The organism is Bacillus sp. S/N-304-OC-R1, assembly GCF_019749375.1.
In the GTDB taxonomy this organism is placed as follows: Bacteria; Bacillota; Bacilli; order Bacillales; family Cytobacillaceae; genus Cytobacillus.
Genome location: NZ_JACWFE010000032.1, coordinates 1 through 14,346, shown reverse-complemented (window position 1 = coordinate 14,346; position 14,346 = coordinate 1). Strand labels below are relative to the sequence as shown.

At 36.9% G+C, this 14,346-nt stretch carries 11 protein-coding genes; 2 read left to right on the top strand and 9 right to left on the bottom strand.

Translation table 11 applies throughout. The features are described 5' to 3' along the window. Positions 1 to 167 precede the first annotated feature (167 nt). The 8 genes from H0173_RS22005 to H0173_RS21970 form a co-directional block, all read right to left on the bottom strand. Positions 168 to 1,319, bottom strand: a complete 1,152-nt coding sequence (locus H0173_RS22005; RefSeq protein WP_260631316.1) for a M14 family zinc carboxypeptidase — start codon at positions 1,317 to 1,319, stop codon at positions 168 to 170. Between the two features lie 283 nt (positions 1,320 to 1,602). Beyond that, positions 1,603 to 3,102, bottom strand: coding sequence for a xylulokinase (gene xylB, locus H0173_RS22000; protein WP_221848939.1), 1,500 nt, complete (start codon positions 3,100 to 3,102; stop codon positions 1,603 to 1,605). A 90-nt stretch (positions 3,103 to 3,192) separates the two neighbouring features. Continuing rightward, entirely contained in the window at positions 3,193 to 4,524 is a 1,332-nt protein-coding gene (gene xylA / locus H0173_RS21995) for a xylose isomerase (protein ID WP_221848938.1), read from the bottom strand. 70 nt (positions 4,525 to 4,594) lie between these two features. Next, on the bottom strand, positions 4,595 to 5,734 hold the full coding sequence (locus tag H0173_RS21990) for a Gfo/Idh/MocA family protein (protein ID WP_221848941.1): 1,140 nt from the start codon (positions 5,732 to 5,734) through the stop codon (positions 4,595 to 4,597). Between the two features lie 20 nt (positions 5,735 to 5,754). Next, positions 5,755 to 6,723: a sugar phosphate isomerase/epimerase family protein gene (locus H0173_RS21985; protein WP_221848937.1), complete on the bottom strand. Its 969-nt coding sequence runs from the start codon at positions 6,721 to 6,723 to the stop codon at positions 5,755 to 5,757. A gap of 103 nt (positions 6,724 to 6,826) precedes the next feature. Then, the gene (locus H0173_RS21980) at positions 6,827 to 7,885 is read right to left on the bottom strand and encodes a substrate-binding domain-containing protein (protein WP_221848936.1); all 1,059 of its coding nucleotides are present in this window, start codon (positions 7,883 to 7,885) and stop codon (positions 6,827 to 6,829) included. 35 nt (positions 7,886 to 7,920) lie between these two features. Next, positions 7,921 to 8,901 carry an ABC transporter permease gene (locus tag H0173_RS21975; protein WP_221848935.1) on the bottom strand — a complete coding sequence of 327 codons (981 nt, stop codon included), beginning with the start codon at positions 8,899 to 8,901 and terminating at the stop codon, positions 7,921 to 7,923. Positions 8,902 to 8,934: 33 nt separating this feature from the next. Further along, the gene (locus H0173_RS21970; protein WP_221848934.1) at positions 8,935 to 10,410 is read right to left on the bottom strand and encodes a sugar ABC transporter ATP-binding protein; all 1,476 of its coding nucleotides are present in this window, start codon (positions 10,408 to 10,410) and stop codon (positions 8,935 to 8,937) included. A 246-nt stretch (positions 10,411 to 10,656) separates the two neighbouring features. Here H0173_RS21970 and H0173_RS21965 point away from each other — a divergent pair, with 246 nt between their 5' ends. Then, the gene (locus H0173_RS21965) at positions 10,657 to 11,829 is read left to right on the top strand and encodes an ROK family transcriptional regulator (RefSeq protein WP_221848933.1); all 1,173 of its coding nucleotides are present in this window, start codon (positions 10,657 to 10,659) and stop codon (positions 11,827 to 11,829) included. 113 nt (positions 11,830 to 11,942) lie between these two features. Here H0173_RS21965 and H0173_RS21960 read toward each other — a convergent pair whose 3' ends face one another. Further along, a complete protein-coding gene (locus tag H0173_RS21960; protein WP_221848932.1) occupies positions 11,943 to 12,887 on the bottom strand; it encodes a Gfo/Idh/MocA family protein in 945 nt (314 codons plus the stop codon). 495 nt (positions 12,888 to 13,382) lie between these two features. Between H0173_RS21960 and H0173_RS21955 the strand changes: the two genes are divergently transcribed. Next, positions 13,383 to 14,264, top strand: coding sequence for an alpha/beta fold hydrolase (locus tag H0173_RS21955; RefSeq protein ID WP_221848931.1), 882 nt, complete (start codon positions 13,383 to 13,385; stop codon positions 14,262 to 14,264). The last annotated feature ends 82 nt before the right edge of the window (positions 14,265 to 14,346 follow it).

Sequence of the window (14,346 nt, the reverse complement as noted above, 5' to 3'; positions counted from 1 at the left end):
GCAATTATTTAAAAGTCATGCAAGACTAGTGGACCAGTCCCCCAGCTCGGTAAAACTTTACCGGACTAGAGGACTGGCCCTAAAATTCCTAATAACAACTAAAGAACCTGAAATAAACGAAAAAACCCCATACGGATCATTACTCACTTATGGGGCTTCGTTCTTTTTTAATAACTTACTGGACTAATTCCAGTATCTGTTTGATAGCCAGCTAACGGGTAGGCAGGAATCTCTTTATCCCAGCGGTTCGGATCTACCTCTTCTACTTCACCTGTAGCTAAACCGTAAAGTAAGGCTTTTAATCCAAGATAATTTTGTTTGATTAAATGACCGTTTGATTTTTGTCCTAGATTTCCATCTCTTGTATTTCCTTTCGTTTCAAAGAAGATGGCCGGATTGCTGTGATGAGTTGGATTAATATTGTTGTAGTTTAAGCCCATCATCATAGCAGAAACAACTCCGCCTTTGATGTCAATCTCGTATCTTTTATCACCACTGCCTGTTTGGTAACGATCAATATGTGTATACCCGTAATCTTTTAATGCATCGTACACATAGACGCTCATTTGGCGTGTAAGGTCATTGTATAAGCCGTCCTTAATACCTGGTAAAGTCGGTCCATTTGGTGCTAATGATACTCCAAGAGACATGGATGTTGACTCATTTGTTCCGTAAACTGTTTTAAATCCTTGGTGGTGAAGATCGACAGCGAAATCTGGTTTTACATCTGCCCAGTATTTGTAGAAGACAAGTGATTCTTTTGCTTGAAATCCGTTATCTGCCCAATCACGATTTAAATCAATCGTCATGGCACGGCCTCTGTTGTCTACTCTTGGTTCTCCATTTTCATCATGAAGCAGGGTTGTTCGTGTGTTCATGAGGCTCCCATCCGGATTATACATTGGGATTGCATAAATAGTTGTTTCTTTTAAGATCTTTTCAATATCTTTGGATCCATTACTGCCAAAAGTCTTCAATAATTCTAATACGGCATCCGTTGTTAATTTTTCATCTCCGTGAATTTGAGCTTGTACCCAAATTTTTATTGGGCCAGTACCAACCTTAGCTACATAGAAGCTTCGGTTCTGTTCACTCTTTCCGTAATCATCTAATGTGAATACTTCTACTTTCCCTTTACTCGTGTGTTCGATTTTCTTCAGCTCTTTAATCATGTCATCGTATGTAATCATACTGTCCATGCTCGTGTTTCCATTAGTCGATGGACCACCTGGAATGGTGTAAGCTGCACTTGCTTGAGATGAAAACAGAGCTGACACAAAGAACATTACTACGACAAAAGACTTCCATAATCTTTTCAATACATAACCTCCCAAAACTTTCATTATTTTCAAATACAATACAAGTATATTTGAAATAATATTTAAAGTGAACGGTGATTTTTGACTATTCTGACTAATTGGATGTAGGAATTTTGTATGATTTATTGAATGGTAAAGTGAAAAGAAAGGATTACCACTCTTAGAAAACGGCCTGACCCCCAATGTATTAATGAATTAAGCATTGGGGGTCAGGCCGCGAGAACTAAGGCACAATAGCCCAGCTCGAGAAAGAATTAATTGATATTAACATATTTTTTCTATTCTATCTCCGAAATTTACTCAAACTCTCATTTATTCCTTTTGTTTTTCCATAAATAGTTTTATAAAGGGAAAATAACTCTTTATATTCTTTTACATTCTTAGGATTTGGTTTATACGTTTTTTTGATTATGGTGAATTTTTCGGAGCATTTTTTTAAAGTTGAATACCATCCACAACCGAAAGCTGAAAGGATTGCAGCTCCAATACCAGGACCTTGTTCATTTGAGAGTTTATGGATTTTCGCATTAAAAATATCAGCTTGCATTTGTAGCCATGTATCATTCTTTGCTCCTCCACCTATAGAAACGATAGAATCAATCTTTTTTCCACTATCTCGAAAAATTTCAATGGATTCATTTAATGAAAAAGTAATTCCTTCCAGAATAGCACGAGCAAAGTGAGCATGCGTATGAGATGCATCCAAACCGATAAGGCTGCCTCTAATTAACGGATCAGCGTGTGGAGTTCTTTCGCCGACAATATATGGCGTAAATAATAAACCATTTGCTCCGATTCCGACCTTCTCAATCCCGTTCAAAATCGTGCTAAAATCTTCATTTGCAGCAAATGTATTTTTAAACCAGCTTAAACTATAACCCGCCGCCAATGTAACGCCCATCGCATAGAAAGCATTCTCTTTCCCATGGTTGAAATAGTGAACATTGCCGTGAAAATTACGATCTTTTCGATCTTCATAGGTAAGGATGACCCCTGATGTGCCAATGCTGCATAGCGTTTTTCCTTCGTCTAAAATTCCAGCTCCTATTGCGCCACACGCATTGTCGGCTCCCCCTGCAAATATTTTTGTATTTTTGGAAAGACCAGTTTGTTCAGCTACTTCTTCATTAAGGGTGCCTACTAAATGATGCGATTCTACTAAAGGGGGACAGAAATTAATGTTAATCCCAATCGCCTCACAAATCTCACTGCTCCATCTTTTCTCGGATACATTAAGAAGTAACGTTCCCGCTGCATCTGAATACTCACTGTGAATTTTCCCAGTTAATCGATAACGCAAATAATCTTTTGGCAACAAAAATTGAGATGCTCGTTCATATATATTTCTTTCATTATCCTTAACCCATAAAATTTTAGGTAATGTAAAGCCCTCAAGAGCGGCGTTTTTTGTAATTTCTAACAATCGTTCTTCTCCAACGAGGTTATAAATATCCCGACACTGTTTTGTTGTACGTGTATCATTCCATAAAATTGCATTTCGTAAAACTTGATGTTGTTCATCTAATAATACAAGACCATGCATTTGACCCGAAAAGCTTATACCTTCAATATCTTCTACCTTTCCATCAAATAATTTAACTAGTTCTTTTAAAGCTTGGATTGTTTTATCCACCCATTCTTCAGGATTCTGTTCACTATATCCTGATTTTTCCTGAATTAATGGATATGATTTTGAAATGGTATGGCATATTTCACCATCCTGATTGGCTAATATAACTTTAACCGCACTAGTACCCAAGTCAATGCCAATAACATATTTCATGAGCTTCACCCAATCTTGTCGTTAAATTATAAAAAGGTGCCGAAAAAAAAATCATTCCAGCACATGATATTTTATCGTTGAGTCTATTACTCATACTATTTTAGATGTGTTTATATCTAATATATACTGGTTTAAAAGTGCTTTTAATCTTTCTTGCCGGCCAGAGCTATTTTGGATTTCACCTATAGAAAGCGCATATTGCTCTAATTGATGGAAATTTGTCTTTCCTTGAACAATATCAAGACCAATTCCATAAGTATAGCTGTCATAGCGATCGGCAATGATATCTTCAAATATACTATCTTCTAGGAGACGGTTTGCAACTTTTAAACCGATTGCAAAACTATCAATCCCAGCAATGTGAGCATGAAATAAATCATAAATATCGAAGGACCCTCTTCGTACTTTGGCATCAAAGTTAAGACCTCCTGAATTTAAGCCGCCATTAAGTAGGATTTCATACATAGCAAGAGTGGTAGAATATAAATTCGTCGGAAATTCATCAGTGTCCCACCCGAGTAATAGGTCGCCTTGGTTTGCATCCACTGAGCCTAACATCCCATTAATGCGGGCAGTTCTTAATTCATGCTCAAATGTATGGCCTGCGAGAGTCGCATGGTTTGCTTCAATGTTAAATTTAAAGTGATCTGTTAAACCGTATTTTTGTAAGAAAGCAAGACTAGATGCTACATCAAAATCATATTGATGCTTAGTAGGCTCCTTCGGCTTCGGTTCAATTAAGAATTGACCTTCAAAACCTATTTCTTTTGCATAATCTAATGCCATATGGAAAAAGCGGGCTAGATTATCCAACTCAAGTTTCATATCTGTATTTAAAAGCGTTTCATAGCCTTCACGTCCACCCCAAAAGACGAAGTTTTCCGCTCCTAATTCTTTTCCAATTTCCAAACCTTTTTTCACTTTTGCTGCGGCATATGCAAACACATCAGCATTCGGAGATGTTGCAGCCCCATGTACCCAGCGCTGATGGGTAAACATATTTGCTGTATTCCATAGTAATTTTGTTTTACTAGTTTTTAAGTATTCCATGATCATTACAACAATTTTATCTAAGTTTTTATGCGTTTCAGCCAATGTATCCCCTTCTGGAGCTATATCGAAATCATGAAAGCAAAAATAAGGGATATTTAGTTTTTCAAAAAATTCAAATGAAGCCTCCACACGTGCCTTCGCTAAGTCTAATCCTTTAAGATGATTCCAAGGTCTTTGCATTACACTAGATCCAAATTGATCTGAGCCATCTCCGGTAAATGTATGCCAATATGAAACACTAAAACGTAATATTTCTTCCATCTTCTTTCCATTTATCTTTTCTTTAGGATTATAATACTTAAAGGAAAATGGGTTCTTGGAGTTGGGTCCCTCATACTTTATTTGATTTATATGATCAAAATAAGTCATTAGAATCCCTCCTTGTTTGTTAGTTTTTGTGAATCATTTAGTAGTATTTAGTACTGATCCTTCTGCATGTTCAAAAAACATTAGATACTTGAACCCATGATCTTGTCTTCATGGAAATTTCAACTGCTTCTAAAACAGCTTGGTTTTTAACCCCATCGTTAAAATTCGGGACAGGGCTATACCCGCCATTAATTCCATCCATCAGTTCCTTCATTAAGTTAATAAATGTATGTTCATACCCAATAATATGACCAGAAGGCCAATAGGCACCTGCATATGGATGTTCTGCTTCTGTACAATTAATCGTTCTAAATCCTTGCAGCCCAACAGGGTCTTTCGCTAAATAAACTTGGAGATTGTTCATATTTTCCAAATCCCATCTAATTGACCCATATTCCCCATTAATTTCAAATCTATTGCCATTGCGATTTCCACCAGCAAAACGTGTTGCCTCGAATACACCTAATGCACCATTTTCAAATTTAGCTACGAAGGCTGATGCGTCATCTACATCCACAAGTGCTTTTTCCTCACTTGAGGAACTTCCGCTTAATCCACCGGAGTGTTCACTAACCGGTCGTTCCTTAATAAAGGTCTCAAATGTTCCGACTACTTCCGAAAACTCTCCGACTAAAAATCTAGCTAAATCAATTATGTGAGCTCCAATATCTCCATGCGTTCCAGAGCCTGTCACTTCTTTATTTAATCTCCAAACTAGCGGGAAATTAGGATCCATTATCCAATCCTGTAAATACTGTGCACGAATATGATAAATCTTTCCGATTGTTCCATCTTCGATTAATTTTTTCGCAAATTGAACAGCTGGTGCAAATCGATAATTATGGCATATCATGTGTACCACATTGTTTTTTTTCACCGCTTCATACATTTTTTGTGCCTGTAAAGTTGACATTGCAAGAGGCTTTTCACAAAGCACATGCTTACCGGCTTCGGCAGCTGCAATCGCCATTTCTGCATGTGTACTATTGGGTGTCACAATATCAATCAAATCAATGTCGTCACGCTCAAGCAACTTTCTCCAGTCTGTCTCAAATGACTCAAATCCCATTTTTTCAGCAGCAACCCGCACACCATCAGCATCTCTTCCAGCAACAGCTTTTAAAACTGGAACAGCTTCAGTATCAAAATAAAACGGTACATCTCTATATGCATGAGTATGTGCCCTGCCCATAAATTTGTATCCAATCATACCAACATTTATTTTCTTCTTTATGCCCACCATATTTCACCTACTCTTTCTTTAATTAGTAGGCTCTTAAGGAAAGCAGCAGCTTTTTCGAAGCCTTCTTCCACCGACATTAAACTATCTTCATGTTCAATACTAATTACACCTTCATATCCTACAAGTTGAAGAGTACTAATAATGTTTTTCCAAGTTTCCTCTCCATGTCCATATCCAATTGTTCGGAAAATCCATGAACGGTTTAACTCATCACGATAACTCTTAGTATCTAGAACACCATTTGCGGCTGTATTCTGTCGGTCGATTCCTGTATCCTTTGCATGGAAGTGAAAGAGGGCATTCTCTTTCGCCAGTTCTTTTATTCCCACAACAGGGTCCATATTCTGCCAGAATAGATGACTCGGATCAAAATTCACACCAATTTGTTCTCCACATTCTTTTCGAAGCCGGAGACTAGTTTCCGTATTGTATACAACAAACCCTGGATGAGGTTCAATCGCTGCCCGCACACCATATTCTTTGAGAAATTTATTTTGTTCTTTCCAGTATGGAATAACTTTTTCCTTCCATTGCCATTGCAATACTTCCGAAAAATCATCTGGCCATGCACAAGTAACCCAAGATGGATTTAGGGAATAATCTGACTCACCCGGACAACCGGAGAATGTTATGACATTTTGGATACCAAGCTTTGATGCTAATTTTACAGAATCGACAAACTGCTGATGGTGTTTCACCGAAACCGATTTACTTGGGTGGAGTGGATTTCCATGGCAGCTTAATGCGCTAATTTCAAGTCCGCGACTTGCGAAAGCATGCTTAAATTTATTTAATTTCGCTTCATCTTCTAGAAGTTCAGCTGGGTTACAATGAATATTGCCCGGATATCCTCCTGTACCAATTTCAACTGCCTGCAGTCCTTTGGCCAATATGTAATCAAGTGCTTCCTCTAATGGCTTTTGTCCGAACAATACAGCAAATACACCTAGCTTCATTTCATTTCCCCCTTAGCAAAAATTTTAAAAAAGTCAAGTCATACTTTTTTATTTTAAGTATGACTTGCTCTACTTGTGATCTGCAAATTGCCCTGTCGATCGATTAATATTTTGAATCTGAATTGAAAAATTTATCAACATTTTCAGGTGTTACAGGTGTTGCACGAAGGACAATATTATGTGGAACTTCTTTTTCCCAGAAACCCTCAAGACCTTTACCTTCTAAAATCTTTACTGCTAAGCTAACAGCTGTTCCACTCATTGTCGGTGAATAAGTTAAAGATACAATAACCTCCGGCTTTGCCTTTTCCTGCATCATTTTATAAATTTCCTTCATACCGCCCGAACTTACAATAAACATTTCATCTTGACGCTTTGCATCTTTAATTGCCTGAACAATCCCAATGGTCATGTCATCGTCCTGTGAATAAACCGCATCAATTTTTGAATTTGCTAGTAAAATATTTTCTGTTGCCTTTAGCGCTTTCTCCCTTGTAAAGTCACCAGGCTGACTTGCGATAATCTCAATTCCTGGATAATCTTTAATATAATCGCGGAATCCTTGTGATCGTAAATCTGTAACGGTTGAAGGTACACCTGTGATTTCAATTACTTTCCCTTCAGGCTTTCCACTTCGTTTAATTAGTTCTTCAACTAAATATTTCGCATCTCCATACCCAATTCCATAGTTATCTCCTCCAACATATAAACGGTAGCTCTCCGTATGAACGGCTCTATCCACTACTATTAGAGGAATACCTGATTTTGTAACCTTTTCAGCCGCTGGTGTTAATGCAGCGGATTCCATCGGCAACATGACAATAGCATCAACTTCCTTAGTAATTAAGTCCTCAATGTCTGATGTTTGTTTTGCAGGGTCCTTTGCTGTATAAAGAATATATTCCACATTTTCATACTTTTTCGCTTCAGCTTCCGCATTCGCAATTAAAGCACCCATCCAACCATGATCCGCAGCAGGTAGGGAAATCCCAATTTTGTATTTACCTTTTGAAGCAGTTCCTTCAGAGGAACCACTAGGATTTTGATTTGTATTTTCTTGATTGTTTGTTGTACTAGATGATTCGGATTTGCACCCCGCTAGTACCAAGCTGCCAAATATCAAAATAAACATTATACTAAGAAAATGCCTACTAATTTTCATAAATTTCCCTCCTAATTTTTCTGCCATCAATCCAGCTACTCGCGCTTTTGTAATAAGACAGCCCCGATTATAATCGCTCCTTTTACCACCCCCTGAATGTATGGCGAAATATTCACAAGATTCATAAGGTTACTTAAAACCCCCAATATGAGCACTCCAAATACAGTACCAATAATTCGGCCCCGACCACCAGCAAGACTTGTTCCGCCGATAATGACAGCAGCAATGGCATCTAGTTCGTACATATGTCCTGTACTTGAAGTTGAAACTGAATTTAAACGAGAAGTCTCAATGACAGATCCGACAGAAGCAGTAATCCCACAAATAACATAAGCTAAGATTGTTACTCTAATAACGGGAACAGCGGATAAATGTGCAGCCTTTGCATTTCCCCCTACCGCATATACGTGCCGGCCGTATTTTGTCTTTTCTAAAAGAATGAATGCTATCACGACAACAATGGCAAATATATAGATTGGAACTGGAATCCCTAGAACATAACCGTTTCCAAGTTCGGAGTAATCATAGTTAAATCCAGAGATAGCACCTGCATCTGCATAGTAAAGTGCTAATGATCTTGTAATTGTCATCATCGCTAACGTTGTGATAAACGCTGTTATTTTCCCATATGTGATGATAACTCCATTGATTAATCCTATTAGTCCACCGGCTATTAATCCTAAAATAATGGCAACAGGTATAGAAGTTTCATAATTTACTTGAGCCGCCATAATGACAGTTCCGGAAAAAGCTAATAACGATCCGACTGACAAATCAATTCCACCAAGTAAAATAACAAAGGTTAAACCTACCGCTAGTATTCCAATAACTGAAACTTGTCTTAACACATTTGTTATATTAATTGGTGATAAGAAATGTTCGCTCAATAAAGAGGCAAGTATAACTAAAGCCAAAAAGGCAAAGGCAACACTGTAGTTATTCCAAAGATATGAGAGCCACTTAACATTCTTTTTTTGGCTATTTTCTGTTTCGGGTTGGGATGATATATTAGACATACAAATTCAACTCCTTATTAATCATGTAAACGATTAAACTCCTGTTGCCAGTGCCATAATTGCCTCTTCTGTAGCTTCATTATGTTTTAGTTCACCAGCAATCGTTCCTTTGTTCATAACAATAATTCGGCTGCACAATCCAAGTAACTCGGGAAGCTCAGATGAGATGACAATAACCCCCTTACCGGATTTCGCTAAATTATGAATAAGTGAGTAGATTTCTGCTTTCGCCCCAATATCAATCCCTCTTGTTGGTTCATCGAGGATAAACAACTCCGTACCAGCTAATAACCATTTTGCTATTACAACCTTTTGTTGATTTCCTCCGCTTAAATGTTTTACTGGTTGATTAATATCATAGATTTTAATACCTAGTTCATGGATCTTTTGGCTCACCAATACTTTTTCCTTACGTTTTTGAACTAAGCTCCATTTACTTATTTTATCCAATATTGGCAGTGTCATATTTTGACTAATGCTTGCCTCTAACACAAGCCCTGTTTGTTTTCGATCCTCTGTTGCAAAACCAAAGCCCTCCTTTACAGCTGCTTTCGGCTTAGTAAATGAGACATGCTTGTTTTTATAAGTTAACTTTCCACTGTTCGGTTTAAGTGCTCCAAATATAGCAGATGCTAGTTCACTGCGGCCTGCCCCTATTAATCCTGCAAAACCAAGAATCTCACCTTTTCTTAAAGTAAAGCTAATATTTTGAAAAAAAGGGATGCTTGTAAAATTCTCCACTTGCAGTAAATCCTCTGTCGAACCTTCAAGCTTATCAGGATATAACTCTTTCAATTCGCGGCCCACCATTAAATTTGCAATTTCACGTTCTAAAAGTCCCTTTAAAGGCCTTGTGTTCACTAACTTTCCATCACGTAAAACCGTTATCCGATCACAAAAATACTTTAATTCATTCAAACGGTGAGAAATGTAAATGATAGATACACCCTCATTCTTCAAACGTTGAATGATCGTAAATAAATTTTGCGTCTCCTTCTCTGTTAAAACGGCAGTGGGTTCATCCATTATGAGTATTTCAGCGTTTAAAGAAAGAGATTTCGCAATTTCCACGACTTGCTGCTGCCCGATCGATAAAGTATGTACCTTTACTGTCGGATCTAGTTCTAATCCGAACTGGCTTAATAAAGCCACCGTTTGCTTAACCATTTTTTTATAATCGACTAAACCAAATCTTTTTGGTTCTCTTCCTAAGAAAATGTTCTCTGCAACAGTTAGGTAAGGAATTAAATTTAGCTCTTGATGAATGATTGATATTCCTAGTTGTTGGGATATTGATGGAGATATAATACTAACGGAATTCCCTTTTAACACTACTTCACCTTTATCTGGGAGATATATACCGGCTAGTATTTTCATAAGTGTAGATTTTCCTGCTCCATTTTCCCCAAGCAAGGCATGCGCTTCTCCTTTTTCTAAAGAAAAGTTCACATCTTCAAGAGCTTTTACTCCAACAAACGATTTTGAAATCTCCTTCATTTCTAAAATCATTTATCCCACCTCAATTGGTTATTGAATAATTATTTTGAATCTTTTGTTAATTTAATGAATAAACAAAGTATAAATAAAAAAGAAAGTATTTGTCAATATGTTGTTAGAAAATTCACCAAAGTAAAAAAACACACTTTGAATAATATCAAAATAATGCTAGAATTCTATATATATTACTAGAAAAGTATGCAAGCTTTATAAGTATAATGATTAAACAAAGTATTCATAAAGAAATGAGGATATATAATGAGAACAGGCGATCAAACCCTTGTTAAGCAATTAAATAAATCAATTGTTCTAGAAAAGATTAAAGAAAAATGCCCCTTATCCCGTGCCCAAATATCTGACATTACAGGTCTAAATAAAGCAACTGTATCAACGCTAGTAAGCGAGTTGATGGAGGAACAGCTTGTGTATGAAATCGGTACAGGGAAGTCCAGTGGTGGAAGACGGCCAGTTATGCTCTACTTCAACAAAAATGCCGGTTATTCAATTGGCGTGGATCTTGGAGTGAACTATTTATTAACCGTCTTAACTAATTTAGATGGTGAGATTATTAAGGAAGAAATGATTACGATTAAGGAACAATCGTTTGAGAGTGTTCTTCCATTATTAAAGAAGTCTATTCACTTAATGATTGACTCCGCTCCAAATAGCCCCTATGGAGTAGTAGGAATTGGGGTTGGAGTCCCGGGAGTTGTAGATGATAAAGGTGTCATCTTATTTGCACCTAACTTAAAATGGAGAAATATTCATTTAAGAGATTACTTGATGGAGGAGTTTAATATACCGGTAATTATTGATAATGAAGCAAATGCCGGGGCTTGGGCTGAAAAACAATTTGGGATTGCAAAGAATATATCCAATATGATTTATGTAAGTGTAGGAATTGGAATTGGTACCGGAATTATTATCCAAGACTCATTATACAAGGGAGCAGCCGGATTTTCTGGTGAAATGGGACATATTTCAATCGAGATGAATGGAAAAAAGTGCGGTTGTGGAAATAAAGGTTGCTGGGAAATGTATGCTTCTGAAAATGCACTTTTAACTCAAGCAAAACTTTTACTGAAAACAGAGGATGACATCGATATATTTAAACTTCTTAATTTAGCTAAGGAGGGAAAACACTCAATCATTAATCTATTTAATGAAATTGGTGAATATATAGGAATTGGCTTAGCTAATATTGTCAATATCTTCAATCCTGAAAATATTATTATCGGAAATCGCTTTGCCTGCACGGAATCTTTATTGGCAAATCCTATTAATCGCGTAATAGAGCAACGTTCTTTACCATTTCATCAACAAAATCTATCAATCAATTTCTCAAGCCTAGGCCATAACTCATGCGCACTAGGGTCTTCATCATTTGCCGTTTTTAACTTTTTTGCGGATAACAAAGTAGATGTTATATAAAGTGAAACTTCAATCAGCGGGGGTTTTTCGACGCACAGGACGTGCTAGTACAGACGGTTCTACAGGACGTAAGCGTACTTAGTCCGCCCCCCCCACTGAATGTTAGTTCTACCTTAAATTTTCCGTAGTTCTTCCAGCACTTCCTGAGCTTTATAACCAACTGTAAAGTCGTAGAGTTCTGATTTTTGACCATTGACTGCTTTTACTAATTCATCTATTAAACTATTTGTTTTTTCAGCTTCAACCGGTATTACTTTAAGTTCTTCTTCATTTTGGGCCCCTTTTAATTCGCCCCAGTTTTCAAGCGATAGGACACCATCTGAACCATAAGCCGTAAATCCAATATATTCATTTCCTGCTATTTGGCTTAATCCCTCTATTAAAATGGGAGTTCCATTTTCTAGCTGGGCTGTAGCAATAATGCCCGTCTCACACTTTCTCGTATCATCCGGTAAATCCAAACGTGTTTGGATATTTGTAACCTCTCCAAATAATTTTAATATTTGTTGAATAAAATGGACTCCTACTTCTAGCACAAATCCACCTTGTTCACGTCCGCCAACCCAATCATTTTTCTGCCAATTGCGCGGCCATTCTGGAAAATGCATTGTAAGTTGGATTCGGCGCAGTTTGCCTATGTAATTTTGGTTAATCAATTTCGCAAATTTTGTTGCTGCTTGTCCATAATTTAGCGGAAAGTTTATAGCATGGACAACATTTGCCATTACTGCAGCCTGCTCCATCTCTTTAGCCTCTTCAAGTGAGTTTGCCAGCGGTTTCTCACAAAGGACATGTTTTTTTGCTCTTAAAACATCCATAACAATGTGATGATGATATTTTGGCGGCACTGCAACATAAACAAGATCCACCTGCTCATCAGCAATTAACTTTTTATAGTCTGTATAAGCCTGAATTCCACCAAGTCTCTCCGCTGTTTCTTCCAAAAGTGATTCTAATTGATCACATACTGCTATAATTTCAACCTCAGAATGCTCTTTAAATTGATTAATTAACCGCTGACCAATGGCTCCTAAACCGATAACCCCAATATTCAGCATTTAAATTCCTCCTTCACAAACCTATTTTGACTAATTCCCAACCATAACTTTTTAAGAAGATTTAGTTATATTTTACCATACAATTCAAATATTTTTATAATCTTGGTAATCCATTAATTGATTTATTTGCACCGAATAGGATGCTAAAAAAGTGCATATCCCCTATTACAGTAATTTAAAGGATTATTGTACTGGGGACTGACACCTGTGTTTGATATACTGCTTTTCCTCATTTAAGACGTATACCGATACTGAATTCAGCATAGGATTTACAATCCTATAGTCTAGAAACACAATAATTCATATATAGATTTAATTTTATATGTAAATCATTGGTTTGATTGGAAGGGATGAGGATTTCACAATGAGAGTAGGACTCCAATATATATTGAATCCGTTAATCCTTTTTTATCAAAAACAAAAAGTACCTGCTCTCCATTGTATTAATGGATTAACACAATTGGGGGCCAGGCACTAAGAAAGAGGAGAATATATATGGAAAATAAAGTTGATGAAGCATTATCCTTTAAGACAAAGGAAGGGCAGAAAAAGTTTCTATATACCTATAATCAAAACCTTAAACTTTGGGATACATCTTTTGATTCCTTTTACGTCCATACAAGATTTGGAAGAACTAACGTTATAGCTTCTGGACCAATCTCTGAACCTCCAGTAATTTTGCTGCATGGATTTGGTTTCAGCAGTGCGATGTGGTATCCAAATGTAAAATCATTAAACAGAAATTATAGAGTCTATGCTGTTGACGTTATCGGGGACCTAAACAAAAGTGTCATGGAGTCACCAATGAAAGGTCATTCGGATTATGTTCTCTGGTTTTGCGACATACTGGATCATTTAAATATAGATAAAGCGACTGTTATCGGTCATTCTGCAGGCGGTTGGCAAACATTGAATATTGCAATCAATGCACCGGAACGTATGAACAAGATGATATTACTAGCCCCTGCCGCATCATTCGTTCCATTTCGCAAACAATTTTTTGTAAGGCAAATTTCTTCTATCCTATTTCCATTTCGGCCTGTTGTTATTGATTTTGTAGGGAAATGGTTTGTTGCAAAAGGCAATACAGTGAATGAATCACTTTTCGAACAGTTTTATTTAGGCATTAAACATTTTAGATTCTCAAAAATCATTATTCCTTCAGTCTTCAAGGACGAAGAGTTACAAAAAATAGACATACCAGTATTGCTTTTAATTGGTGATAAAGAAGTAATTTATGACCCAAACCAAGTCATTGCACGAGCTTTAAAATTGATTCCAAAATTAAAGTTTAAGATTATTCCTAACGCAGGCCACGCCCTTTCGATAGAAAAGGCACATCTAGTTAATGAAGAAATTCTGAATTTTTTAGAGTAAAAGTGCCTGACCCCAGTAATTTAAAGCATTACCATACTGGGGGTCAGGCACACTAGCCTTGCATGCGTTCATTTTATTTGAA

What these genes read in the sequence shown, in the direction of transcription:
- H0173_RS21955 (WP_221848931.1), top strand. Translation starts at nt 13,383, where the DNA reads ATGGAAAATAAAGTTGATGAAGCATTATCCTTTAAGACAAAGGAAGGG.
- H0173_RS21965 (WP_221848933.1), top strand. Translation starts at nt 10,657, where the DNA reads ATGAGAACAGGCGATCAAACCCTTGTTAAGCAATTAAATAAATCAATT.
- H0173_RS21970 (WP_221848934.1), bottom strand. Translation starts at nt 10,410, where the DNA reads ATGATTTTAGAAATGAAGGAGATTTCAAAATCGTTTGTTGGAGTAAAA.
- H0173_RS21975 (WP_221848935.1), bottom strand. Translation starts at nt 8,901, where the DNA reads ATGTCTAATATATCATCCCAACCCGAAACAGAAAATAGCCAAAAAAAG.
- xylA (WP_221848938.1), bottom strand. Translation starts at nt 4,524, where the DNA reads ATGACTTATTTTGATCATATAAATCAAATAAAGTATGAGGGACCCAAC.
- H0173_RS21980 (WP_221848936.1), bottom strand. Translation starts at nt 7,885, where the DNA reads ATGAAAATTAGTAGGCATTTTCTTAGTATAATGTTTATTTTGATATTT.
- H0173_RS21960 (WP_221848932.1), bottom strand. Translation starts at nt 12,887, where the DNA reads ATGCTGAATATTGGGGTTATCGGTTTAGGAGCCATTGGTCAGCGGTTA.
- xylB (WP_221848939.1), bottom strand. Translation starts at nt 3,102, where the DNA reads ATGAAATATGTTATTGGCATTGACTTGGGTACTAGTGCGGTTAAAGTT.
- H0173_RS21985 (WP_221848937.1), bottom strand. Translation starts at nt 6,723, where the DNA reads ATGAAGCTAGGTGTATTTGCTGTATTGTTCGGACAAAAGCCATTAGAG.
- H0173_RS21990 (WP_221848941.1), bottom strand. Translation starts at nt 5,734, where the DNA reads ATGATTGGATACAAATTTATGGGCAGGGCACATACTCATGCATATAGA.